Source organism: Xanthomonas sp. NCPPB 2933 (assembly GCF_056725225.1).
Genome location: NZ_CM161518.1, coordinates 381,229 through 404,999, shown reverse-complemented (window position 1 = coordinate 404,999; position 23,771 = coordinate 381,229). Strand labels below are relative to the sequence as shown.

General features: G+C 64.7%; 20 protein-coding genes. 15 read left to right on the top strand and 5 right to left on the bottom strand.

The window, feature by feature from the left end; translation table 11 throughout:
* Positions 1-116 precede the first annotated feature (116 nt).
* From AC1PLU_RS01700 to AC1PLU_RS01680, 5 genes are all read left to right on the top strand, one after another.
* Positions 117-404, top strand: a complete 288-nt coding sequence (locus AC1PLU_RS01700; protein ID WP_481107506.1) for a hypothetical protein — start codon at positions 117-119, stop codon at positions 402-404.
* A gap of 15 nt (positions 405-419) precedes the next feature.
* Positions 420-635, top strand: coding sequence for a hypothetical protein (locus AC1PLU_RS01695; protein ID WP_481107505.1), 216 nt, complete (start codon positions 420-422; stop codon positions 633-635).
* Between the two features lie 6 nt (positions 636-641).
* Positions 642-1,007 (top strand): hypothetical protein, encoded by a 366-nt coding sequence (locus tag AC1PLU_RS01690; protein WP_481107504.1) that lies wholly within the window; start codon positions 642-644, stop codon positions 1,005-1,007.
* Between the two features lie 325 nt (positions 1,008-1,332).
* Positions 1,333-1,791, top strand: a complete 459-nt coding sequence (gene gvpU / locus AC1PLU_RS01685) for a gas vesicle accessory protein GvpU (RefSeq protein WP_481093803.1) — start codon at positions 1,333-1,335, stop codon at positions 1,789-1,791.
* A gap of 184 nt (positions 1,792-1,975) precedes the next feature.
* Complete coding sequence (locus AC1PLU_RS01680; RefSeq protein WP_481107503.1) at positions 1,976-3,568, top strand: hypothetical protein; 1,593 nt, start codon at positions 1,976-1,978, stop codon at positions 3,566-3,568.
* A gap of 150 nt (positions 3,569-3,718) precedes the next feature.
* Here AC1PLU_RS01680 and AC1PLU_RS01675 read toward each other — a convergent pair whose 3' ends face one another.
* Positions 3,719-6,244, bottom strand: a complete 2,526-nt coding sequence (locus tag AC1PLU_RS01675) for a S9 family peptidase (RefSeq protein WP_481107502.1) — start codon at positions 6,242-6,244, stop codon at positions 3,719-3,721.
* 114 nt (positions 6,245-6,358) lie between these two features.
* The gene (locus tag AC1PLU_RS01670; RefSeq protein ID WP_481108443.1) at positions 6,359-7,246 is read right to left on the bottom strand and encodes an alpha/beta fold hydrolase; all 888 of its coding nucleotides are present in this window, start codon (positions 7,244-7,246) and stop codon (positions 6,359-6,361) included.
* A 390-nt stretch (positions 7,247-7,636) separates the two neighbouring features.
* Between AC1PLU_RS01670 and AC1PLU_RS01665 the strand changes: the two genes are divergently transcribed.
* Positions 7,637-8,527, top strand: coding sequence for a LysR family transcriptional regulator (locus tag AC1PLU_RS01665; RefSeq protein WP_481093806.1), 891 nt, complete (start codon positions 7,637-7,639; stop codon positions 8,525-8,527).
* A gap of 93 nt (positions 8,528-8,620) precedes the next feature.
* On the opposite strand, the gene AC1PLU_RS01660 is transcribed toward AC1PLU_RS01665, so the two are convergent.
* Positions 8,621-9,820, bottom strand: coding sequence for an MFS transporter (locus tag AC1PLU_RS01660; protein ID WP_481093807.1), 1,200 nt, complete (start codon positions 9,818-9,820; stop codon positions 8,621-8,623).
* A 319-nt stretch (positions 9,821-10,139) separates the two neighbouring features.
* Positions 10,140-11,033 (bottom strand): LysR family transcriptional regulator, encoded by an 894-nt coding sequence (locus tag AC1PLU_RS01655; protein WP_481093808.1) that lies wholly within the window; start codon positions 11,031-11,033, stop codon positions 10,140-10,142.
* A gap of 444 nt (positions 11,034-11,477) precedes the next feature.
* On the opposite strand from AC1PLU_RS01655, the gene AC1PLU_RS01650 reads away from it, so the two are divergent.
* From AC1PLU_RS01650 to AC1PLU_RS01615, 8 genes are all read left to right on the top strand, one after another.
* Complete coding sequence (locus AC1PLU_RS01650; protein ID WP_481093809.1) at positions 11,478-12,752, top strand: allantoate amidohydrolase; 1,275 nt, start codon at positions 11,478-11,480, stop codon at positions 12,750-12,752.
* Complete coding sequence (locus AC1PLU_RS01645) at positions 12,742-13,998, top strand: pyridoxal-phosphate-dependent aminotransferase family protein (protein ID WP_481093810.1); 1,257 nt, start codon at positions 12,742-12,744, stop codon at positions 13,996-13,998. Before AC1PLU_RS01650 ends, AC1PLU_RS01645 begins: the two co-directional genes overlap by 11 nt.
* Positions 13,995-14,885, top strand: coding sequence for an allantoinase PuuE (gene puuE, locus AC1PLU_RS01640; RefSeq protein WP_481093811.1), 891 nt, complete (start codon positions 13,995-13,997; stop codon positions 14,883-14,885). The genes AC1PLU_RS01645 and puuE overlap by 4 nt, the downstream gene beginning before the upstream one ends.
* Entirely contained in the window at positions 14,882-15,277 is a 396-nt protein-coding gene (gene hpxZ / locus AC1PLU_RS01635; protein WP_481107501.1) for an oxalurate catabolism protein HpxZ, read from the top strand. Before puuE ends, hpxZ begins: the two co-directional genes overlap by 4 nt.
* On the top strand, positions 15,274-15,765 hold the full coding sequence (gene uraD, locus AC1PLU_RS01630) for a 2-oxo-4-hydroxy-4-carboxy-5-ureidoimidazoline decarboxylase (protein ID WP_168958561.1): 492 nt from the start codon (positions 15,274-15,276) through the stop codon (positions 15,763-15,765). The genes hpxZ and uraD overlap by 4 nt, the downstream gene beginning before the upstream one ends.
* Positions 15,762-17,183 carry an FAD-dependent urate hydroxylase HpyO gene (gene hpyO / locus AC1PLU_RS01625; RefSeq protein ID WP_481093813.1) on the top strand — a complete coding sequence of 474 codons (1,422 nt, stop codon included), beginning with the start codon at positions 15,762-15,764 and terminating at the stop codon, positions 17,181-17,183. Before uraD ends, hpyO begins: the two co-directional genes overlap by 4 nt.
* Positions 17,153-17,512 carry a hydroxyisourate hydrolase gene (uraH, locus tag AC1PLU_RS01620; RefSeq protein ID WP_481093814.1) on the top strand — a complete coding sequence of 120 codons (360 nt, stop codon included), beginning with the start codon at positions 17,153-17,155 and terminating at the stop codon, positions 17,510-17,512. Before hpyO ends, uraH begins: the two co-directional genes overlap by 31 nt.
* Before the next feature lie 103 nt (positions 17,513-17,615).
* Positions 17,616-18,089, top strand: a complete 474-nt coding sequence (locus tag AC1PLU_RS01615; RefSeq protein WP_023902212.1) for a YehS family protein — start codon at positions 17,616-17,618, stop codon at positions 18,087-18,089.
* A 765-nt stretch (positions 18,090-18,854) separates the two neighbouring features.
* Here the strand turns inward: AC1PLU_RS01615 and AC1PLU_RS01610 are convergent.
* Positions 18,855-20,972 carry a methyl-accepting chemotaxis protein gene (locus AC1PLU_RS01610; RefSeq protein ID WP_481107500.1) on the bottom strand — a complete coding sequence of 706 codons (2,118 nt, stop codon included), beginning with the start codon at positions 20,970-20,972 and terminating at the stop codon, positions 18,855-18,857.
* A 184-nt stretch (positions 20,973-21,156) separates the two neighbouring features.
* Here AC1PLU_RS01610 and hrpB point away from each other — a divergent pair, with 184 nt between their 5' ends.
* On the top strand, positions 21,157-23,658 hold the full coding sequence (gene hrpB / locus AC1PLU_RS01605; RefSeq protein WP_481107499.1) for an ATP-dependent helicase HrpB: 2,502 nt from the start codon (positions 21,157-21,159) through the stop codon (positions 23,656-23,658).
* Positions 23,659-23,771 lie beyond the last annotated feature (113 nt).

Sequence of the window (23,771 nt, the reverse complement as noted above, 5' to 3'; positions counted from 1 at the left end):
GTTTCGCCACCGGACGCAACGGTGAGCGCAGACAAGAAGCCACTGAGACCGCTGAATTCACTGGAGATAGCGACCCTGCACGTCGTTGCCTGTTGCGAAGCGGCGGTCAGTCAATTATGAAATTCGGCCTTCTCATTTCGCAAAGCTGGACAGTCAAGTGTGCCGACGGCTCTGGATGGACTTTCGACACGTCCAAGGGTGCATGGTGGCTGTGGCTAAATAGCATTGAGTACCACATCAAAGATGCTCTTGCGGAAGAGAGCTTTGGCGTATCTGTCGAAGCTTTCTATTTCGGCTTTGAGCTGACTGATATTGCGGAGGGATTCAATTTTGAATCGACCAAGGGCTACATGAGTTACAGACCCAAGAGCAAGTCATTCATTTCTGTCGGCCAACTGGATTGAAATGACGTCAAACACATGACGGCTGCGTCACAGTTACAGCTTTTCAAAGAATCACTCCTCGATGCAGTCTCACGCATCGCGCTTGCCAAACGAAAACCCAAGAACTTCGACTTTAAACGCCTTCATGCTGTCCTGGTCAAAAGCCTGAGCGTACTTTCCGTGGAGCATTGCACTGGCCCTCAAGACGGCATCGACTCCATCCAACGCGAAGCACTTCATCCGGCCAACTGATCAAGCATGAAAACTACCTGGGCAATTTCAGCTGCACTCTTTCTTGTCGCGGCACCAGCCACCGCCAGTAGCACAATGTGTACTTTCACTGCCCCTAGCGGTAGTCCAGCTAATGACCTTGAGTTTCTTGGCTACGGCGAAATTCAGCAAATTCTTTTTCACCTGCCTCGATCAGACGGACCGAAAAGCCTACCGAGTGGCTCCTACCAGGTCATTGAATTCGAAGAAATGACCAGGACAATCAGCCTGACGTATCGCAACCCTGGCAATCCGCAGCTGTTGCCATCCTTTACTCTCAAGGGAGTGGGAAAAAATACTCTCATGAGGATCGCAGGCAAGACGATTGCCGGGGAATTCAAGTGCGACCACTGATCACTAGTGCGTCGAAAGAATCAAAAGACGGTCTATCGTTGCTGCAACCGCCATAAGCATATCGCTCAGGCACACGCGCAAGAGAGAGAAAACTTGCCCAGCAGCACAGGCTGGCGCATCGGATCACTAGCCCCAGCCAGGGCAGACCGACAAGGTGAACTTGTCATAGACTCTGCGCATGCTCTCCAAGGCGACCATGGCGGACTCAACCACGCCGATCACTGGACAGGACGCACTTGCTTTCTTGGGCATGCGGGGCGATGCGTAGGCACGTCGCTGCGCTTACTTCAACATACGCGTTACACCTTCCACCAAGGAGAGCCACATGACAGATCAAGACGACAATCAACCGAACCTGGAAGACGTCAAGCTGGCGTTCGACGGCCAGAGCCTGGATTGGTATCTGCAGAAGCTGGTCGCGACCGTCAATAGTTCGAACGTGCAGTTCGGCATTACGCTGTTTGTCGAAGGCATCATCGTTTCTGGCCAGCTGGTCAGCGGCAAGCAGTACTTCGAGGCATTCGCGCAGGAATTTTCTGCGGCCTATCCCGGCAACGCCGAAGAAAAAGAAGATATCCGTCGCGCGTTTGCCAGCCATGCCAGCATCTACGACACGGAAGAGGACGCTCAGCAGAGCAGCACACCTCCGCAGTTCCTTCACCTGATCGAGTCGCGTTGCTTCTCGCCCGGCGGCCAGCCCCTGCCCAGCAACCGTGGTGTGCTGTGGCGCGGCAAGGTGAATGCCGTCTCCGGCTTTACCCTGGGATCGCTCTCGGCAGATTAGGCCTGGCAGGCTCGGTCTTCGTGTGAGGTGCCCGTCATCTCACACCGGACTATCTGAAAGATCGGCAAGAGCGCGAATGCTGCGCGACGCGATCTGTGCGCAACGCCACGTGGCGAGTGGATCCGCAGACGCTAGGCTGCTGACGGCGCTTTGAAAGGGCCAAGCGCCACACAGGGAGAACACCATGGCGACATTCAGCGTGGCAATCGATCCACTGGGCGCAGCCCAAAGCGAGACCTCGTCGGACGCGGTCGGCATCTGTCTCTCCGGCGGCGGCAGTCGTGCGCTGTCGTGTGCGCTGGGTCAACTGCGCGGGCTGCGCTCCCTGGGGCTTCTGGACAAGGTGGCGGCGATCTCTTCGGTGTCCGGCGGGACATGGGCCAATGTGTTGTTCACCTATCTGCCGACGTCGATCAGCGATGACGACTTCCTGGGGCCGGTGGTGCTGGATCCATCGCAACTCACCTTGGACGAGTTGGGAAAGATGGGCAGCAACAATCTCGGCCAGGTGCCGTACCGGCTCGGCACGTTGCCGATCGTCGCCGAACTGGCCGAGTACCGGCTGAGCAAACGCTACGCGCCGGCGGATATGTGGCAGGCGGTGATCGGCAAGCTGGTATTGAAGGATTTCGGCTTGTGGAATCCGGATGCCACAGGCGTGGATCCACGTTATTTCACCGGCACGACGCAGTATCTGGCGGAAGGCCCGCTACTGCGCAATCCGCAGTTGAGCAGCGACAACTTCTACACCATCCGCGACGGGCGGCCGTTACCGATCTTCAATACGTCTGTCTTCATCAACGACAGCGTGACCTCGGATCTGGTGCCGTTCGAAGCCAACTGGTTGCTTGGCGTACGTGGCGTTTTCAACCAGCCTGAGCAACTCGGTGTCATGGGTGGAGGTCTGATCGAGTCGTTCGCGATGGGCAGCGATTACATCGCCGACGCTGGTGCCGACGGAGTCACTACCAGCGTGCCGCTGCGCGTCTTCAGTCTCAATGACATCGCCGGTTGCAGCAGCATGGCGCCGGCGCAGGACTTCGAAGAGAAGTTTCCCGAGATCAATGGCCTGGTGCCGCGTTATCCGTACTGGCCGGTCGATGGTCGTGAGAGCCAACCGACGCTAAGTTACCGCTTCGCCGACGGCGGCAACCTGGAGAACCTGGGCATCATGCCGCTGCTGGCACGCGGTATTGCGCGTCTGCTGGTGTTCGTCAATTCCGATCAAGGGGTGAACATCGACCCGGAATCAGGCGAAACCGTGGTTGCCGACGACCTGCCGCCGCTGTTCGGGCTACAGCCGTTCTGCGAGAAAACGCGCAGCTATCCGGCATACGCCAACGAGCAATTGTGCGAAGACGCCAACGGCATGTTCCGGCACAACCAGGTGTTCGACACCGCCGCATTCGATGCCTTGAAACAGGGGCTGCTGGCAGCCAAAAAATCCGGTGGCGCGTTACTGGTGCGGCAGACCTTGCGCGTGCTGGCAAATAGCTGGTTCAACGTGCCGGCGCAGCAGTCGGTCGAGGTGCTGTGGGTGTACAACGATCTGGTGCGTGCATGGTGGAAGCAATTGCCGGATGAAACGCAGATTGAGCTGGATCTGCAAAGCGTGGACGATTTTCCGCTCTATGGCACGGTCACCCAGCTGCATCTGTCCTATCCGTTGGTCAACGCGCTGGCGCATCTGAGTTGCTGGAACCTTGCTTCCGACAGCACGGTGGGCAACCCCAACGGGCAAAGCAATGCCGATGTGGTGCGTGGCATGTTTGCGTGATACGTGCACAGCGCTGTGGCCGCCAATGCAGCCACTCACCAAACGGGGCCGGAGCGCGCTTTACCAGACAGCATCTGCCTGCAAAGAACACTCCAACCCCGCGCTGATGCCAATGCCAGCTTTGAATAACACGCTGCATTGGCACGCCACTTACTGCTTTGGCTTGCCAGCCGCCTGCTTTGGCTTGCTAGCCGCGTCGCGCGGCGGGGCGTTTTTCACGTAACGGTCGAACCAGTCCAGCATCTCGGCGACCACGTCTTCGGTGGATTCGCGTGCGGTGTACCAATGCGGTTCGAACGGCAGCAACACCAGCCGCGCAGTGCCGCCGTTGCCACGGATCGCCTGGAACAACCTCGGTGCCTGAGTGGTTTCGGTCCCGGGGTTGGCGTCGTCCATGCCGTGCACGATCAACAACGGTTCGTTGATCTTGTCGGCGTGGAAGAACGCAGACGCCTGTGCATAGACCTCCGGCGCGGCCCAGAACGAACGGCGCTCGTTCTGAAAACCGAAGGGCGTCAGCGTCTTGTTGTAGCTGCCGCTGGTGGCCGCGCCGGCGCGGAACAGGTCGGTCTGTGCCAACAGGTTGGCCGTCATCAGCGCGCCGTGGCTATGCCCGGTGACGCCGATCCGCTGGCGATCGACCACGCCCAATTCCACCGCCTTGTCCACCGCTGCGGTGGCGTCGTCCACCAGTTGCTGCAGGTAGGTGTCGTACGCGGTCTTGGGGTCTCCAACAATGGGGAACGCGGCATCGTCGATGATCGCGTAACCGGCCAGCAGCAGCACCTGGTAGTAGCTCAGCCGGGTGAAGTCGCGTTCGCTGGCGCCGCTGACTTGGCCTGCCTTGGAGGGGTCTGCATAGTCGAGCGGGTAGGCATACAGGATCGCCGGCACGCGCGTGCCTTCCTTATAGCCGGGCGGCGTGTACAGAGTGAACGACAGCTCCACGCCGTCCTTGCGCTTGTAGGTCACCAGCCGCTTCTTGATCTGCCGCACCAGCGGAGTCGGATCCGGAAAGTGGGTGACCGGCGTTGCGGTCGAGGCAAGGACCGCCTCGCCCGTAGCCGCCGTCGGCAGCGGCTGGCCCAGCGTGCGCAGATACACATTGGGCGGGTCGGTCAGCGACTGGTGCCAGGTCAACAGGCGCGACACATCGTCGCCGGCAAAACCGAAGAACAGCTCGTCCACACTGGCATCGCTGCGGAACAGCCGCTGGGTCTTGCCACTGGCCAGCGCATAGCGATCCAGAAACGGCCGGTCGCCCGCCGGCGAGGCGCCCTGCCCGCTCAGGAACAACGCACCCCGCTCTTCGCGCAGCACGGCCTGGCCGTTGGCCAGCACACGCATCTCCGTCAGGCCAGGATCGGCGTACAGGTCGTCGGTGGACAGGTCGAACAACACCCGTCCGCCAGTGCCGGGGCGGTCGGCATCCAGCAAGGTGGTACGCCGCCAATGACGGTTTTCGTCGTATTCGTCCAGCAGCGCTTGCCCGCCTTCGGCAAACCACGACAAGCCGGAATAACGCTGCTGCACGCGGGTGACTTCACGCGGTTTGGCGGTGAACGGTGCAGCCAGCGTCATCAACTTGTCGCGCGCGGGCACATTGGTTTTCCAATCGCCACCATCCAGCGCTTCGGCCCAGACCAGCGTGGCCGGCTGGTTGGCGCGCCAGGAATAGGCACGCGGGCCGGTCGGCACGCCTTGCACCGGCACCCGGTCGGCAACCGGCAGGTCGGCCAGCACGCGCTCGCTGCCATTGGCCAGATCCAACACCGCCACAGCGTGAGCGAAACGTGCGTAGGTAGTGACGTAGGAGTACGGCTGCTTCAACCGTTGCACCAGCACGTGGCGGCCATCGGGCGCGCCATCCACGTTGCTGTAGACCGCAGGTGTACCGAGCTTGCGCTGGCTGCCGTTGGCCACATCCACCGTGAGCAGCTGGGAGGTGGCGTAGTAGGTGAACAAGGCCTCGTCTTCGGGGCTGGAGAGCGTATCGCGCGCCTCGTAGGTGCTGCTTTCGCCCTTGCCCTGGATGGTTTCCTTGACCTCCGGGCCTGGCGGCACCGCGGCCTTGCGCGGGGCGGCGCCCAGGTCTTGCGGCACCGTCTTCAGCAGCAGGGTGTCGCTGCCGCCCAGCCACTGGATCTCGCCGCCCAGCACCGGGTTGAGTTGCACGCCGTCGATCCTGCGCACGTTGCCGGTGGCCACCTCGCCCACCCACAGCTCGACGCGATCGGCCGCAGTGTTGTTGAAGGCGAAGCGACGCCCGTCCGGCGACCACACCGGCGCTGCCGGACAGGCACCGGCCGGCAGGCTCACGGCAGTCTGCTTGCCGCTTGCAACATCCACCAGGCTGAAGCCCTGCAGGCAGGAACGAATGCCGTAACCGTTGGACATGTCGTGGCGGCTATGCGTGCGCGGCTCCACACGCACGCCGGCCAGCTTCAGATACGGCTCGGCCACGCGTGCGATCGGCGGGTACTGGGTGCGCTGCACCAGCAACAAGGTCTTGCCGGTGGGGTCCAACCGCGGCGACGGATTGAGCGGTGCGCGCAACACGCTCAACAATGGCTCCGGTGGCTGCCGGTAACCGCCATCGGGCGTGCCGGCAACCGCGGACACCGGCAAAAGGCTGGCAAGCACCAGTAACCCACTCCATCGGTACGCGGTGAGCATCTCGGTAGTTCTCCGGGGAATGATCACAGCAACCTAGCACGCCGACACGACGGCTCATATGCGCGCGAACGCAGCCCTGTCGCTGCGTCCGCAGGACGCGTGCAAACGACGCAGTTACGCCGATGCCTTGAACGTGCGCGACAGGAACTCGCCAATGTACTGCGCAATCTCCGGCGCATGCGTTTCCAGCGCGAAGTGGCCCGCATCCAGCAGATGCACTTCGGCCTTCGGCAGATCCTTGCGATACGCCTGCGCGCCCGGCGGAATGAAGGCTGGATCGTGCTTGCCCCACACCGCCAGCAACGGTGGCTGATGCTTGCGGAAATACGCGTGGAATCCCGGATAGGCGGCCACGTTGCTGCGGTAGTCCAGGATCAGATCGAGCTGGATCTCTTCGGAACCCGGGCGCGCCATGTACGCGATATCCAGCGTGTAGCCATCGGGCGACAGCCTGCTCGGGTCGGCGCCGGTGCCGTATTGCCAGTCGCGGATGGTTTGCGGTGACAGCGACCTGCGGCAAGCCTGGCGATTGGCTGCGGTTGGCTCACGCCAATACGTCTGCCAAGGCCCCCATTGGTCGCTGAAACCTTCCAGATACGCATTACCGTTCTGGCTGATGATGGCGCTCACCTTGTGCGGATTTGCCGCAGCCAATCGAAAACCGACCGGCGCACCGTAATCGAACACATACATGCTGTAGCTGGCGAGTCCCAACGCCTCGGTGAAGCCTTCGATCACTTTGTAAAGGTTCTCAAACGTGTAATCGAACTGCCCGCGCGGCGGTGCCTTGGTATTGCCGAAGCCCGGCAGATCCGGCGCAATCAGCCGGTACCGGCTTGCCAGCAGCGGCATCAGATCGCGGAACATATGGCTGGCACTGGGGAACCCGTGCAGCAGCAACAGCACCGGCGCGTCCTTGCGCCCGGCCGCGCGATAGAACACCTCGACATCGCCGACCTGTTGCGTGTGGAAAGTGACGCGGCACGCTTCGTCGTTCGGCATGGTGTTCTCCTTGAGTGTCATCGTGTTGGAAGGTTCGGCAGCGCCGAGCGCGCCGGCGCCAAGTGCGTACGCGGTGCCTATGCACGATGCCAGCAGCGGGGCGCGGCGGCTGATCCCTGTTGTGGCGTTGTCGGTAGTGGCTGCGATGAGCGCATCGGTATGCGCCATGGAAATTTCCAGATCGATGAGGTGGCGGCCATGCTAGGTGCACAGGCAGCTGTCGAGAACCGCCAAGGGTGTCAATTCACCATTGCCGTTGCTGCAATGCTGCGCGCAGATGCGCACTGCGTGCGATCGCCAGTCATTGCGTGGGTCGCGTAGCGCGCATCGGCAGGCTGCTACCCTCCCGCCACCTCCGACTTTGGGACGCCCGTGGACCGCATCCAGGAAATGACACTGTTTGCCGCGCTTGCAGAGCAAACAAGCTTTGCCGGCGTTGCGCGGCGTCTTGGCATTTCCACCGCAACGGTCACCCGCACCATCGCGCAGCTGGAAAACCGCCTGGGCGTGCTGCTGGTCGTGCGCACCACACGCAACATGCGGCTCACCGAAGCCGGGCAGCAGTACGCCATCGATTGCCGTCGCCTGCTTGCCGATTTGGACGACATCGAAAATAGAGCGGCCGGATTGCATGCACTTCCCAACGGCTTGCTGACGGTGACCGCGCCGCAGATGTTCGGCGCATTGCATGTCACACCGCTATTGACGCGCTTTCTGAGTCAATACCCATCGATGACTGCGCGCGCCGTGCTGGTCGACCGCGTTCTGCCGCTACTGGACGAAGGCATCGATGTCGCGGTACGCATCGGCGTACTGCCCGACTCGTCGCTGACTGCCATCCCGGTCGGCAGCGTGCGTCGCATGGTCTGCGCCTCGCCCGGCTATCTGGCAGAGCACGGCACTGCGCAGCGGCCGGACGATTTGTTGCAGCACGCCACCATCTCCACCGCATCTTCCGAGCGTCCACCCAAATGGCCGTTCCGCATCGATGGCCATGAGCATCTGGTAGAGGTCGCCTCACGCCTCAATGTGACCTCGTTCAACGCCGCCATCATCGCCGCAGTGCAGGGCTGGGGATTGACGCAGGTGCCGTCTTACCAGATCCGCGAACACCTGCAGAGCGGCAAGCTCACGTGCATCCTCGACACGTTCGAGATCGCACCAGAGCCGGTGCACGTGGTCTACGTGGAAGGACGCCGGGGCTCATCCAAGGTGCACACGTTTGTCGATTATTGCGTGGATGCCCTGCGGCAGGATCTGGGTTTTTACGCTGGCGTTTGAGCTGATGACTTGATCGAACCCTTGCTCTGGCGGCATAGCGTGGCGCGAGCTGCCTTCCATGCGATGAGCGCTGCATCGTGCAATCACCAGCACTCAGGGCTGCAAACGATCGCCCCGCCCTGCCACCAAGGACGATGCCAGCAGCAACACGCTGGCACCCACGAACGTGGCACCAATGGAGACATGATCCAGCAGGACACCGCCTGCGGCGCCGCCCAGCATGATGGAGAGCTGGATCGCGGCAACCATCAAGCCGCCACCACTTTCCGGTGCATCCTTGATGCAGCGGCTCAGCCAGGTGGACCAGGCCACCGGCATCGCCGAATTGAGCGTGCCCCAGGCGATCATCGCAATTGCCACAGCCCACACCACATGGCCGGCGAGCAGCATGCACATGGTCGCCACACCCAGCGCGACCGGCAGCACAGTGAGCAGGGTGAACAAGCGCTTGGGCACCAACGCGGTGGCGGCATAGGTCCCGACGAACCCAGCCAAACCCAGGCCAAGCAGCAACAACGACAGTTGCGAGACGTCGACCTGCGCAATGGTTTCCAGAAAAGGGCGGAAATAAGTGAACGCAGAGAACGCACCGGCAAACCCCAGCATCACCGCCAGCATGGCGCGCGCAACATAACGACGCTTCAACAAGGTGACGATACCGCTCAGCGAAGTGGCGCCTTGCGCTGGCATCGACGGCAGGCTGCGCCACTGCCAGACGATGGTGAGCGCAACCAGCGGCAGCATGCCCCAGAACACACCGCGCCAGCCGATGGTTGCACCCAGATAACTGCCCAACGGCGCGGCGAATGCGGCAGCGACCGCGTTACCGATAAATATGATGCCCAAGGCCTTGGGTACCGCATGCTCGGGCATGATGCGCATCACCGTGGCGGTGGACAGCGCCCAGAACCCACCAATGACGACGCCGAGCAGCGCACGCGCGGCCATCAACATGCCGAAGCTGTGCGCGTTGGCGATCAACAACAGCGACACCAACATCATCGTGGTCAGCGTGAGCAGCACATGGCGCCGATTGAAGCGCGACGACAGCGGTGCGATCAGCAAGCTGGCGACCACGGCGAACAGGCCGGAGATCGAAATCGCCTGTCCGGCCATGCCAGCGCTTGCGTGCAGATCCGCAGCGATCGGCGTGAGCAGGCTCACCGGCATGAATTCGGAGGCGATCAACAGCGCAACGCATAGCGACATCGAACCGACCGCGCTCCAGGTCTGGCGTGTTGCTGCAGGTGCGGCACGGGATGGTGTGTCTGTGGCGAGCGAACTGGCTGGCATGTGGGGGCCTTGCGCGAAGAGTGGATGCGGTAAGAACGCCACGCCGCAAGCGCGCGATGTAGCGCCGCTCGAGAGCGAACCTGGCGTTCGAGAGGGATGCGCTGCAGACAGCGATGCGACGCATCGACATGCCACTGCAGCGACGCACGACGGGCGCAATGCAGCAACGGATGCTGCGGCTCGGGCGTGCGCGTGTCTGGAGGTGCTGCAGCTTACGCAGGCAGCGGGCGGCGATAAAGATGGCTGATCCGCACGGGCTTATGAAGCCCGCTCATCAACGGCGTGTTTGCATCGAACGCCTATCCAAGCCGCGCATCTATCAGCCTTTGTAGCGCAACGCATCGACCACCAGGTTGAACGCCGGCGAGGAATGCCGGCGACTGGGATAGAACGCGTGCAAGCCCGGCCAGGTGGGCGACCAATCCTTCATCACCCAGCGCAGGCGCCCGGCCTTGAGATGCGGGCGCGCCAGATCTTCCTGCACGAACGCAATGCCGAAACCATCCACCGCCGCGTCCAATGCTTCGTAGGTGCCGTTGAAGGTCAGCTGACCATCCACGCGCACAATGACCTCGCGGCCGTCTTTTTCCAGTTCCCAGGCGTAGATGCCGCCGGCGGTTTTCATGCGCAGGTTGATGCAGTTGTGCGCGGTGAGATCCTGTGGCGTCTTGGGGATGGGCCGGCGCGCAAGATAGGACGGTGCCGCGACGATCGCCATGCGCATGTCCGGCGCGATGCGCGCGGCGATCATGTCTTTTTCCACCTGATCGCCCAGGCGCACGCCCAGGTCGTAGCGGTCGGCCACGATGTCGGTCAGACCGTTGTCGACCACGATCTCGACCTTGATGTCGGGGTATTGACGCAGCAGCTTGGACAACTTGGGCCACAGGATCGCGCGCGCGGCGTAGTCGGTGGCGGTGATGCGCACCGTGCCTGCGGGCGTGTCGCGCATTTCGCTGAGTGCAGACAGCGCCTCTTCGATTTCTGCAAAGCGCGGCGCCACCGTCTGGATCAGGCGCTCGCCGGCTTCGGTCGGTGCCACGCTACGCGTGGTGCGGGTCAGTAACCGCAGCCCGAGGCTGGCTTCCAGCCCACGAATGGTGTGACTCAACGCCGATTGCGAGACACCCAACTTGGCTGCAGCACGCGTGAAGCTGCCCTCGCGAACGATGGCGATCAGCGCCAGCAGGTCCTTGAAACTGTCGCGGGCCATTGGTGAATCCGATTCATGGAATGTAGGCGACTGTAGCAGCCGTTCGGATGCGAGGCGGCGGCGCTTCTGCCGCTCTCCTTTTTTCGGCAGAGGGGTTGGGGTGAGGGTACGGCCGCCCAGCATTCTCGACGCTGCCGTACCCTCATCCGCCCCTTCGGGGCACCTTTTCCCTATGGGAGAAGGAACAAAACGCAGCCGCCACCGCCCGTCGCATTTTTTGCAACGCCTGACCCTAAAAAAACCGCTTTGGGGTGACGGGGGCGGTTCGTATAGTCGATTGGACGGCTGCCGACTGCCGTGCACGCTCCTGTCGCCATCGCTGCAAGGGCGACCAACTGTCGGCGCGCCCCCTTTCCACGCCGCCTGCGGAGGTTCCATGCGTCAGCATCTTTCGCCTTGCGGTCCGCGCAGCGCCTGTGAAACAAAGTACCTGCACGGCGCAACATGCTGAGCGCTTCAATCACCGCAACTACCGACCATTGCTCCGGCGCACGCGCGGTGGCGCGCTGCGATGCACTGGGCGTGGCACCGTACAGCGACACACCCGGCGGCCTGTTCCGCGCCTGGCTCAGCCCGGCGCATCGCGCGGCCACCGCGCAGGTGAGCGAGTGGATGCGCCAGGCCGGCATGCAGGTGCGACTGGACGCAGCGGCCAATCTGATCGGCCGCTACGACGGCGCACATGCAGATGCACCGGTGCTGCTGATCGGCAGCCATCTGGACAGCGTGCGCGATGCCGGCCGCTACGACGGCCCGCTCGGCATCATGCTCGGCATCGAATGCGTGGCCGCGCTGCATGCACAGGGTCGGCGCCTACCGTTTGCGATCCAAGTCATCGCCTTCGGCGACGAAGAAGGTTCGCGTTTCCCGGCATCGATGTTCTGCAGCCGCGCCGTAGCCGGCACACTCGATCCCACCACACTGGCCGTGGTCGATGCCGACGGCGTCGAGGTGGCGGCGGCACTCACCAACTGGGGCCTGGATATCGCAGCGATCGGCCACGCCGCACGCGCCCCGGGCAGCGTGCTGGCCTATCTGGAAACCCATATTGAACAAGGCCCGGTGCTGGAAGCAGAAGGTCTGCCGGTCGGCATCGTCACCGCCATTGCCGCGCAACGACGCTTCGCCCTGCGCTTCGACGGCCGCGCCGGCCATGCCGGCACCAACACGATGGGCTTGCGCCGCGACGCGTTGAGCGCAGCGGCCGAAGCACTCCTGGCGATCGAGCGCATCGCCCGCGCCGGCAGCGACGATCTGGTCGCCACCGTCGGCAAACTGCGGGTCGCGCCCGGCGCCACCAACGTGGTGCCGGGCCGGGTGGACTGCACGCTGGACGTGCGCGCAGGCGACGATGCCAGCCGCGATGCGGCCGTGCTACAGATCGAACACGCACTCGCACAGATCAGCAAGGAACGCGGCATCGCCATCGCCATCGACCCGTTGCAGACACTCGCCGCCAGCCCCTGTGCACCGGCGTTGATCGCGCGCCTGCAACACGCAATCGCCGCACAAGGCATCGCGCCGCGACAACTGGTCTCCGGTGCCGGCCACGATGCGATGGTGATGGCTGCGCTATGCCCCACCGCGATGCTGTTCGTGCGCTGCGCCGGCGGCATCAGCCATCATCCGGACGAACACGTCGCCCCGGCCGATGCCGAGGTTGCCTTGGCGGTCATGCGCCACTTCATCGAACACCTGGGAGATCCCCTTGTCACCTGATCTGCGTCACCTGCATACCTTCGGCGAACTCGATCCCCCGCAGCGGCTGCTGATGGGTCCGGGCCCGGTCAATGCGCATCCGCGCGTGCTGCGCGCGATGGCGGCCGATCTGCTCGGCCAGTTCGACCCGGAAATGACCACCTACATGAACGAGGTGATGGCGCTGTACCGGCCGTTGTTCGGCACCGAGAACCGCTGGACCTTTTTGGTCGACGGCACTGCGCGCGCCGGTATCGAAGCTGCCTTGGTCTCGCTGGTCACCCCGGGCGATCGCGTGCTGGTCATCAACTTCGGGCGCTTCGGCTTGCTGCTCACCGAAATCCTGGGCCGGCTCGGTGCCGAGGTGCACACCGTGGATGCGCCCTGGGGCGAGGTGGTGCCGCTAAGCGCGATTGCCGAAGCGATCGAGCGCGTGGCACCCAAGTTAGTCGCCACCGTGCACGGCGACACTTCCACCACGATGGCGCAGCCGCTCGATGGCCTCGGCGCGCTGTGTCGCGCGGCCGGCGCGCTGAGTTACGTGGATGCCACCGCCACCATCGGCGGGATGGAGATCGCCAGCGATCGCTGGGATGTGGACGTGGTGACCGGCGGCCTACAGAAATGTCTGGGCGGGCCGTCCGGCTCGGCACCGATCACGGTCTCCAACGCGGCGGCCGAAGCGATCTTCGCGCGTCGCCATGTCGAACGCGGCATCGTGCGCGAGGACATCGTTAATGGCAGCGGCCCGCGTATCGCCTCGAATTATTTCGACCTGGCGATGATCATGGATTACTGGTCCGACAAACGCCTCAACCACCACACCGAAGCCACCACCATGCTCTACGGCGCCCGCGAATGTGCGCGCGTGGCCCTGCAGGAAGGGTTGGATGCCCGCTTCGCCCGCCATGCTGCGGCCGGGCGCGCGGTGAGTGCCGGCATCCGTGCATTGGGGCTGGAGGTGTTCGGCGACGATGCGCACCGCATGACCAATGTCACCGGCGTGGTGATTCCGCCAGGCATCGACAGCGATGCGGTGCGGCGGCGCATGCGCGAGGATTTCGAGATCGAGATCGGCACCGCGTTTGGTCCGTTGCAAGGCAGGATCTGGCGCATCGGCGCGATGGGCTACAACGCGATGAAGCACAAGGTTTTGATTACTTTGGCCGCGCTGGAAGCAGTGTTGCGCGCCGAAGGTTACGCGTGCACGCCAGGGCTGGCGGTGGAAGCCGCACTGGCGGCCTGGCATGCGGAGCCGCATGCATGAGCACAACGCGCGACCTGGTCGGCTATGGCGCCACCCCGCCTGCGGCGCAGTGGCCCGGTGGCGCACGCATCGCGGTGCAGTTCGTCATCAACTACGAAGAGGGCGCAGAGAACTGCGTGCTCAACGGCGATGCCGGCTCGGAAGCGTTTCTGTCGGAAATGGTCGGCACGCAATCGCAACCCGGCGCGCGCGCCATGGCGATGGAAAGCCTGTACGAGTACGGCAGCCGCGCCGGCTTCTGGCGGCTGCATCGGCTGTTCACCGCGCGCAACGTGCCGGTGACCGTGTTCGGCGTGGCGCAGGCATTGGCCTCCAATCCCGAGGCAGTCGCCGCGATGCGTGCGGCAGACTGGGAAATCGCCAGCCACGGCCTGCGCTGGATCGATTATCAGCACATGGATGAGGCCACCGAACGGGCGCATATCGCCGAGGCCATCGCCGTGCATACCCGCGTCACCGGCAGCCGCCCGCTGGGCTGGTATCAGGGCCGCACCAGCCCCAACACTGCGCGACTGGTAGCCGAAGAAGGCGGCTTTGTCTACGACGCCGACAGCTATGCCGACGATGTGCCGTATTACGACACGCGCCACGGCCACGCACAGTTGATCGTGCCGTACACGCTGGATGCCAACGACATGAAATTCGTCGCCTACAACGGCTTTGCCGATGGCGAGCCGTTCTTCCGCTATCTGCGCGACAGCTTCGAGCAACTGCGCAGCGAAGGCGGGCGCATGCTGTCGATCGGCCTGCACGGGCGCATCGTCGGCAAGCCGGCACGCGCGGCCGCACTGGCACGTTTTGTCGATCATGTGCTGGCCAGCGGCGATGCGTGGGTAGCGCGCCGCATCGACATCGCACGCCACTGGCTGCAGGTAAACCCGGCATGAGCATCCACGCCTCCGACATCGATCTGCCTGAAGTGATCGCACAAGTGACTGCCGCCTTCCATGCCTACGAGGATGCCTTGATGGGCGACGACATCGCCGCAATGGACGCGCTGTTTCACGCCGCGCCAAGCACGGTGCGCTATGGCGTAGGCGAAGTGCTGTACGGCATCGAGGCGATCCGCGCGTTTCGCATCGGCCGCGGCGGTTCGCCGCAGCGCCGGCTCGCGCATGTGCAAGTGCACGGCTTCGGCCGTGATTTCGCCACCACGCATGCGGAATTCGTTCGCGACGGCAGCAGCGCGCGCGGCCGCCAGAGCCAGAGCTGGGTGCGCTTTGCCGATGGCTGGAAAGTGGTGGCCGCGCATGTCTCGCTGCAAGGCACGCACGCATGAGCGTGGTCGATGCCAACGCGCTGGACAATGCCGCCTTCGTGGCGCGCTACCGCGAGTTGTTCGAGCACTCGCCGTGGGTGGTGGAACGCGCTGCACAACGGCGTCCGTTCGACGATGTACATCGCGGGCTGATGCAGGTGGTGCTGGAGGCATCGCAGGTAGATCAAGTCGCGTTGATCCGCGCGCATCCGGAGCTGGCTGGCAAGGCCGCGATCGATCGCACGCTCACCGCCGCCTCGGCCGCCGAACAGGCCTCCGCCGGGCTGGACCGGCTCAGCGAAGCCGAGTTCAAGCGCTTCCACGCGCTCAATCAGGCGTATCGCCATCGTTTCGGATTTCCATTCGTGATCTGCGTGCGGCTGCACGACAAGGCCGGCATTCTGGCCGCGCTGGAACGCCGACTGGACGCATCGCGCAGCGAAGAAATTTCCACCGCTCTCGCCGAGATCGGCAAGATCGTTCACCTGCGCCTGGAGGCACTGCCATGAGCCTGGCCCAACTCGAACGCGAGCTCCACCACGATCTGCAACGCCTGGCCCACGGCGGCGACGCATGGACGCAGCCGCGCGTGCATCCGGCCGGACATGTCTATGACGTGGTGATTGTCGGCGCCGGCCAGAGCGGCCTGGGCGCGGCGTTCGCGCTGCAACGCGAGCGCGTGCACAACGTGCTGGTCATCGACGAGAACCCCGCCGGCCAGGAAGGCCCGTGGGTGACCTACGCGCGCATGCAGACCTTGCGCACGCCCAAGCAGATCACCTCGATCGACCTGGGCGTACCATCGCTGACCTTCCGCGCCTGGTGGGAGGCCCAGCACGGCACTGCCGGCTGGGACGCGCTGGACAAGATTCCGCGCGGCAGCTGGATGGACTATCTGCGCTGGTACCGCGCAGTGCTGCGCCTGCCGGTGCGTAACGCCACGCAACTGGCGCGGGTGGAACCGGACGTGGCGCCGGGCATCCACCGCCTGCATCTGGCGATGGGCGCGCCGCTGCTGACACGCAAGCTGATCCTGGCCACCGGTATCCAGGGCGGCGGGCAATGGATGGTGCCGGAGTGGATCAGCAGCGCGCTGCCCGCACAGCGCTACGCGCATACCTCCGGCCATATCGATTTCGCTGCACTGGCCGGCAAGCGCGTTGGCATTCTGGGCGGCGGCGCCTCTGCATTCGACAACGCCTGTTTCGCGCTGGATCAAGGCGTCGCCACTGCCGAAGTGTTCGTGCGCCGCAGCGAATTGCCGCGTATCAATCCGTTCCGCCACATGGAGCAGGCCGGCATCATTCCACGCTTTCTGACGCTGCCCGATGCGGACAAGTACCGGATGATGGCCAGCTTCTTCGCGCACAACCAGCCGCCGACCAACGACACCTTCCAACGCGCCTGCGCGCATGCCGGCTTTGCATTGCATCTGGGCGCGCCGTGGCTGGAGGTGGCCGAGCGCGATGGCGAAGTGGTGGTGCGCACGCCACAGGGCGAACATCGCTTCGATTTTCTCGCCGTTGCTACCGGCCTGGTCACCGACCCGCAGCTGCGCCCGGAACTGGCCGCGCTGTCCGGCCGTATCGCCTGCTGGGCCGACCGCTACCAGCCGCCACCGGGCCAGGCCAATGCGGTGCTTGATGCGCACCCCTACCTGGGGCCGGGCTTCGAACTGCTGCCGCGTACGCCCGAGGATGCCGCGCTGCTGCACGGGCTGTTCGCCTTCAACTATTCGGCGCTGATCAATCATGGCCCTTCGGCGGCGGCATTGTCCGGGCTAAAGATCGCGTTGCCACGGCTGGCGCGCGCGGTGGCCGATCAGCTGTTTCTGGACGATCGCCAGGCCATCGTCGACAGCTACCTGGCCTACGACCAGCCCGAATTCGTCGGCCAATGGCCGCAACCGACCCAGGCGGTGGCATGAGCACGCTCTCTACGCATGTGCTGGATACCGCCAGCGGCCGCCCCGCCGCAGGTATCGCGTTGCGCCTGTTCGCCGGCGATACGCTGCGCTTCGAGGGGGTCACCAACGCCGATGGACGCTGTCCCGAGCTGGGGGTGCTTACGCTGCAATCCGGCCGGTATCGGCTGGAATTCGAGGTGGCCGGGTATTGGCGCGCAGCCGGCGTAGCGTTGACCGACCCGCCGTTTCTGGAGCAGGTGCCGATCGCCTTCGGCATCGCCGGCGAGGGCCACTATCACGTACCGCTGCTGCTTTCGCCGTACGGGTATTCCACTTATCGCGGCAGCTGAGCGACTTCAGGTCCGCAAGGGATCGGCTCGGCACACGCCGCGTTGCGCATCGGCCCCGTAGAATGGCGCCTTTCCGGCGACAGGCCGGGGCCCCGGAATTGTCATGATCCACAACGATGTACTGCGCAGCATCCGTTACATGCTCGACCTCAGCGACGACAAGGTGGTGGAAATCACCCACCTGGCCGACCCGGAGTTCGCGCTCGACAAGGCGCAGTTGCAGGCCTGGCTGAAGAAGGAAGACGAGCCCGGCTTCGAGCCCTGCCCCGACGCGATGATGGCGCGCTTTCTCGATGGCCTGGTGCTGCGCTTCCGCGGCCGCGACGAGAGCCAGCCGGTGCGCCCGCTGGAGACCAAGGTCGGCAACAACTTGGTGCTGAAGAAGCTGCGGGTGGCGTTCGAGCTGAAGGACGTGGACATGCACGCGATCTTCGCCAGCGCCGGCTTCCCGCTGTCCAAGCCGGAGTTGTCTGCGCTGTTCCGCCAGCCCGGCCACAAGAATTTCCGCCCCTGCCTGGACCAGTTGCTGCGCGCCTTCCTCAAAGGCCTGACCGCCCGGATGCGCGAAGCGGGTTGATGCCTGGGTGACTGGCCTGTTGTGTGTCACGAGCAACGCGTGGCAAGTGCAACTTGGGCGTGGCCCGCTGGGCGACGCCCGGCAGGCCATCCATGATGTCGTACAGGCGCAGCGCCGGAAATCCTTCAAAAACGTCTGAGTGCGGAACAGCCGACCTTGTTTCCTGGCTCTTATCCCGCTGTCATCGCACCTGGTTGGACAGAGCGGATAGATCAGTTGCAGAGCGGATGATCTGCTGCTTGGCTGCAGGGCCCTTGCCCGCCCACCATCGCGAGACACGCCGCAAGTACGTCCGTGTAGGCTCTTACGCGGCATCCATGCCGCGTAAGGTCCCGCGACGGTGGGCGGGCAAGGGCCAGTCGAGAGTGTCGGTGTGCAGGGTTGCAAGCACTGCATGACGTGCTTCTGATTGGCTAGCTATCGTGTCGTTCTGCGACCCGCACCAGCAAGCCCACGCAACTTGCGAGACGCTCAGCTTTTTACCCAGCGACCGACCAACATTCTGGTGCGGTGCCCTCGCCGATTGCGGGACCGTGTGGCGGCATGGATGCCGCCACCGAGCCTACACGGACGTACTTGCGGGGTGTCCCGCGAGCGGTGAGGGCATCGCGCCCTCGACGAACTCAGCTCTTGATTGCATCTAGACGGATATCGACTGCGCGCCGCGCTGTCCCAAACGTTGTGCTGCACCACTCTTGCACTCAACGTGAGTGCAAGAGTGGTGCGTCAGTGCTTCGGCAAGCAGTGACACGGCGATCTGGAGCCTTACGCCGCAGCCGCAAGCCGCGGCCGGCGTGCATCCAGGCGGAACACCGACACCGCCTCGCTCAGTTCCACCGCCTGCTCCTCCATTGCACGTGCTGCCGCTGAGGCTTCTTCCACCAGTGCGGCATTGCGCTGAGTGGTTTCGTCCATGTCGTTGACCGTGCGGGCGACCTGCTCGATGCCGGATGACTGCTCGCGCGACGCCGAAGAAATTTCCGCGATCAACGTGGTCACCTGCTGCACCGATTGCACGATCTGCTGCATCGTCTGCCCGGCCTGATCCACGCGTGCGCTGCCGCGCTCCACGCTGGCCACCGAGGCCTCGATCAACTGCTTGACCTCCTTGGCCGCACCGGCCGAACGCTGCGCCAGCGCGCGCACTTCCGAAGCGACCACGGCGAAACCACGGCCCTGTTCGCCCGCACGTGCGGCTTCCACCGCTGCGTTCAACGCCAGGATATTGGTCTGGAACGCGATGCCGTCGATCACACTGATGATCTCGGCGATTTTTTTGGACGAGACTTCGATCTCGCCCATGGTGTCGACCACGCTGGCCACCATCTCGCCACCGCGGCCGGCGATCTCGGCGGCGGCCTGCGCACCGCGGCTGGCCTGCTGCGCGGTGTCCGAATTCTGCCGCACGGTGGAGGTGAGTTCTTCCATCGAGGCGGCGGTTTCTTCCAGATTGGCGGCCTGCTGTTCGGTGCGCTGCGCCAAATCGTTGTTGCCGGCGGCGATCTCTGCCGACGCGGTGCGAATGGTCTGCGCTGCCACGGTGATGTCGCCGACGATATCGGTCAGGCGCTGCACGGTGGCATTGGCGTCGTCGCGCATGCGTGCGAACACGCCTTGCTGGTTGCCGTGCATGCGTGCGGTCAGGTCGCCCTCGGCAATCGCCTTGAGCAGCTGCGACAACTCGGCCAGATTCTGGTCCACGTTCTGCATCAAGCCATTGAGGCCGGTGACCATGCCGCGGAATTCGAACTGGTAGGCCTCGGCATTGCCGCGCGTGGCGAAGTCGCCCGCCGCAGCCGCTTCGACCAGGCCACGGATTTCGCCATTGATCGCAGCCAGATTGCGCTTGGTGGCGTCCATCGCTTCGGTGATCTGCGCCTTTTCGCCCGGCAAGCGCGGCATATCCACCGACATGTCGCCCACCGCGTAACGCTGCATCACTTGCAGCATGCCGCCGATCAATTCCACCTGCGCGCCGATCAAGCCATTGGTGTCGTCGACCATGCGGCCGTATGCACCCGGGAAGGCTTGCGCGTCCATGCGGTAACTCATCTGTCCGGCTTCGTGACGCTGCGCCATGTCGGCTTGTGCGGTGGAGACATCGGTCAATGTGGTGACCACCTGGCCCATCGCCTGACCGAGCAAGCCGATTTCATCGCGATTGCTGACCACCGCGCGTGCCGACAGATCGCCGGCGGCCACCGAGCGTGCCGCACGTGCAACGGTTTCGATCGGGCGCACGATCGAGCGGCGGATCCACCAGCCCAACACCACCACCAGACACAGCGCCGCAACAATCGTGGCCACCGCCGACAGCACCAGCTTGTGCTGCGCCGACTGCGAACTGGCGAGCACGGCGGCATCGGCCAGGGTCTTGCTGCGCGTTACCAGCGCTTCCAGCGTCTGGCTGGGCGCACGGTCCATGCCCTTGACCAGCTGGTCGCCCACCTGGGTGTCGTAGCCGGCCTGCGCGAACTTGCCCAGCGCCGCTTCGTAATTGCTCTGCAAGGCCAGATGCGCCTTGGCGAAGTCCTGCGCCAGCGCGCGCGCCTGCGGGTCCTGGGTTGCCTTGATCAGCGCTTCGGTGCCTGCCTGTACCTTGGTGCCGTCCTTACGGAAGGCGCTCAGATGCTTGTCCAGCTGCGCCGGATCGCGGCCGCGGATCAGCACGTTCTTCCACTCCTGTACCTGCAAGCGGAAATCACGGCTGATCTCCTCGCTGCTGGAGGCCTGCGCCACTTCTGGCGGCACCTTGCCCGACAGGCTCAGCCACGCCGTCCCCAAGCCGCCGAGCGCACACAGCAAGATGACCGCCAGGCCAAGCGCAAGGGCGCCGAGCAGTTTGCTTTGCAGGCTGACGAACTTCGGGGTAGCAGCAGACATGGTGAATCCAGAAGAAGGGGATTAGATCGGTTATCGACGCCCTGCCCGGGTCTGAAGCAAGCTCGGCCTTCAAAACAGTTGGGGATGCCTAGGCATGCACTTCGCCACTCGGCATTCCCTGACAGCCTTCACCCACCAACCCGACCATCGCGCCGATTCGGGCCGCCCCGTATCCTTCCCGCGCATGACCGACCACGCGTTTCCGATCTCCCCGTTATTGCCGCAAATCCGCGACAGCCTGGCCGCCCATCCGCGGCTGGTGCTGGAAGCTCCGCCCGGCGCCGGCAAGACCACCCAGGTGCCGCTGGCCTTGCTGGACGCGCCGTGGCTGGCCGGTCGCAAGATCGTGATGCTCGAACCGCGCCGCGTGGCCGCCCGTAGCGCGGCGATGTTCATGGCGCGCCAGCTCGGCGAGCCGGTCGGCGAGACCGTGGGCTACCGCATCCGCTTCGAGAACAAGACCTCGCCGCGCACCCGCATCGAGGTCGTCACCGAGGGCATCCTGACCCGGCTGATCCAGGACGACCCGATGCTGGAGAGCATCGGCGCACTGCTGTTCGACGAATTCCACGAACGCCATCTGGCCGGCGACCTCGGTCTGGCGCTGGCGCTGGATGTGCAGGCACAGGTGCGCGAAGACCTGCGCATCGTGGCGATGTCGGCCACGCTCGATGGCGAGCGCCTGGCCGGCTTTCTCGACGCACCGCGCCTGAGCAGCGCCGGGCGCAGTTTCCCGGTGGACATCGCACACTTTCCTGCGCGGCGCGACGAGGCGCTGGAGCCGCAGACCCGGCGCGCGGTGGAACACTCCTTGGCCACCCATCCGGGCGATGTGCTGGTGTTCCTGCCCGGCCAGCGCGAGATCGCGCGCGTGCACAGCGCGTTGCAAGAGGTGCTGGACCCGGCGGTGCAGGTGTTGCCGCTGCATGGCGAATTGCCGGTCGAGGCGCAAAGCCAGGTGCTGCAACCCGACCCATCAGGGCGCCGGCGGGTGGTGCTGGCGACCAACGTGGCCGAGTCCTCGGTGACCCTGCCAGGCGTGCGCGTGGTCATCGACAGCGGGCTGGCGCGCGAGCCGCATTACGACCCCAACAGCGGCTTCTCGCGGCTGGACATCACCACCATTGCGCAAGCCTCGGCCGACCAACGCGCCGGCCGCGCCGGGCGCGTGGCCAGCGGTTGGGCGTACCGGCTGTGGCCGCAATCGCAACGGCTGGAACCGCAGCGGCGTGCCGAGATCACCCAGGTGGAACTGGCCGGCCTGGCGCTGGAATTGGCGGCCTGGGGCAGTGCCGCGCTGCGTTTTGTCGATGCACCGCCCCCCGGCGCGCTCGCCGCCGCACACGAATTGCTGCAACGGCTGGGCGCACTCACCGACAGCGGCAGCATCACCACCGTGGGCCGGCGCATGCTCGCGCTGGGCACGCATCCACGTCTAGCCGCGATGCTGGCGCAGGCCGGCGATGCCCCGCGCGTAGCGCTGGCCTGCGACCTGGCCGCCTTGCTGGAAGCGCGCGACCCGCTGCGTCAGGGCGGCGATGGGCTGGCTGCCCGCTGGCGTGCGCTGGCCGCATTCCGCCAGGGCCGCAGTGGGCACGACGCGAACCGCGGCGCCCTGGCCGCGATCGACAGCGCCGCCAAACAATGGCGACGCCGGCTGCGTTGCGATAGCGCACCGCCCGCCAGCGTGGAGGCGCATGCACTCGGCGATCTGCTCTCGCACGCCTTCCCCGACCGCATCGCTGCGCGCCATCCTGCCGACCCGCTGCGCTACCTGCTCGCCAACGGCCGCAGCGCGCGCCTGTTCGACCACAGCGACCTGCGCGGCGAACCCTGGCTGGTCGCCAGCGAATTGCGTTACGAAGCCAAGGACGCGCTGCTGCTGCGCGCCGCGCCGGTGGACGAAGGCTATCTGCGCCGCAGCGTGCCCGAGCGCTTCGTGCAGCAGGATCTGGTTCAGTGGGATGCGGACAAGCGCGCGTTGGTCGCGCGCCGGCAATCCAGCTTCGACCGCATCGTGCTCGATAGCCGCCCGGCCGGCCGCGTCGATCCCGCCCAAGCCGCCAGCGCACTCACCGAGGCGGTGCGCCAACTGGGTCTGGATGCCCTGCCCTGGACCGACGGCCTGCGCCAATGGCGCGCACGCGTGCAGTCGCTGTGCGCCTGGATGCCGGAACTCGCGTTGCCCGATCTCTCCGATGCAGCCCTGATGGCCACGCTGGAGACCTGGCTGCGCCCTGCATTCGTCGGCAAGACCCGGCTCGACGCACTCGACGAAAGCAGCCTGGGCGAAGCGCTCAAGGCCGCCTTGCCATGGGACCGCCGCCAGGCCATCGACCGCCACGCGCCCACCCGGATCAGCGTGCCCTCGGGCATGGAGCGGCAGATCAGTTACGCCGTCGATCACGCCGAACAACCGTTGCCGCCGGTGCTGGCGGTCAAGCTGCAGGAACTGTTCGGCCTGGCCGAAACCCCGCGCATCGCCGACGGCCGCATCCCGTTGACCTTGCACCTGCTCTCACCAGGTGGGCGACCGTTGCAGGTCACGCAGGATCTGAAGAGCTTCTGGGTAACGACGTATCCGGAGGTCAGGAAGGAGATGAAGGGGCGCTATCCCAGACATCCATGGCCCGACGATCCGTGGACCGCGGCGGCAACGCACAGAGCAAAACCACGTGGCACTTAAAGCCCCTCTCCCGTCGGGAGAGGGGTTGGGGTGAGGGTACGGAGCGAAGCACCCGTGTTGCTCCAACTGCACGAGGCTTCGCTCGTACCCTCATCCGCCCCTTCGGGGCACCT

Coding starts and splice junctions, on each gene's coding strand:
- AC1PLU_RS01675 (WP_481107502.1), bottom strand. CDS start 6,244: ATGCTCACCGCGTACCGATGGAGTGGGTTACTGGTGCTTGCCAGCCTT.
- puuE (WP_481093811.1), top strand. CDS start 13,995: ATGAGCACAACGCGCGACCTGGTCGGCTATGGCGCCACCCCGCCTGCG.
- AC1PLU_RS01650 (WP_481093809.1), top strand. CDS start 11,478: ATGCTGAGCGCTTCAATCACCGCAACTACCGACCATTGCTCCGGCGCA.
- AC1PLU_RS01690 (WP_481107504.1), top strand. CDS start 642: ATGAAAACTACCTGGGCAATTTCAGCTGCACTCTTTCTTGTCGCGGCA.
- AC1PLU_RS01680 (WP_481107503.1), top strand. CDS start 1,976: ATGGCGACATTCAGCGTGGCAATCGATCCACTGGGCGCAGCCCAAAGC.
- gvpU (WP_481093803.1), top strand. CDS start 1,333: ATGACAGATCAAGACGACAATCAACCGAACCTGGAAGACGTCAAGCTG.
- AC1PLU_RS01655 (WP_481093808.1), bottom strand. CDS start 11,033: ATGGCCCGCGACAGTTTCAAGGACCTGCTGGCGCTGATCGCCATCGTT.
- hpxZ (WP_481107501.1), top strand. CDS start 14,882: ATGAGCATCCACGCCTCCGACATCGATCTGCCTGAAGTGATCGCACAA.
- hpyO (WP_481093813.1), top strand. CDS start 15,762: ATGAGCCTGGCCCAACTCGAACGCGAGCTCCACCACGATCTGCAACGC.
- AC1PLU_RS01695 (WP_481107505.1), top strand. CDS start 420: ATGACGGCTGCGTCACAGTTACAGCTTTTCAAAGAATCACTCCTCGAT.
- uraD (WP_168958561.1), top strand. CDS start 15,274: ATGAGCGTGGTCGATGCCAACGCGCTGGACAATGCCGCCTTCGTGGCG.
- AC1PLU_RS01670 (WP_481108443.1), bottom strand. CDS start 7,246: ATGCCGAACGACGAAGCGTGCCGCGTCACTTTCCACACGCAACAGGTC.
- hrpB (WP_481107499.1), top strand. CDS start 21,157: ATGACCGACCACGCGTTTCCGATCTCCCCGTTATTGCCGCAAATCCGC.
- AC1PLU_RS01700 (WP_481107506.1), top strand. CDS start 117: ATGAAATTCGGCCTTCTCATTTCGCAAAGCTGGACAGTCAAGTGTGCC.
- AC1PLU_RS01660 (WP_481093807.1), bottom strand. CDS start 9,820: ATGCCAGCCAGTTCGCTCGCCACAGACACACCATCCCGTGCCGCACCT.
- AC1PLU_RS01615 (WP_023902212.1), top strand. CDS start 17,616: ATGATCCACAACGATGTACTGCGCAGCATCCGTTACATGCTCGACCTC.
- AC1PLU_RS01665 (WP_481093806.1), top strand. CDS start 7,637: ATGACACTGTTTGCCGCGCTTGCAGAGCAAACAAGCTTTGCCGGCGTT.
- AC1PLU_RS01610 (WP_481107500.1), bottom strand. CDS start 20,972: ATGTCTGCTGCTACCCCGAAGTTCGTCAGCCTGCAAAGCAAACTGCTC.
- uraH (WP_481093814.1), top strand. CDS start 17,153: ATGGCCGCAACCGACCCAGGCGGTGGCATGAGCACGCTCTCTACGCAT.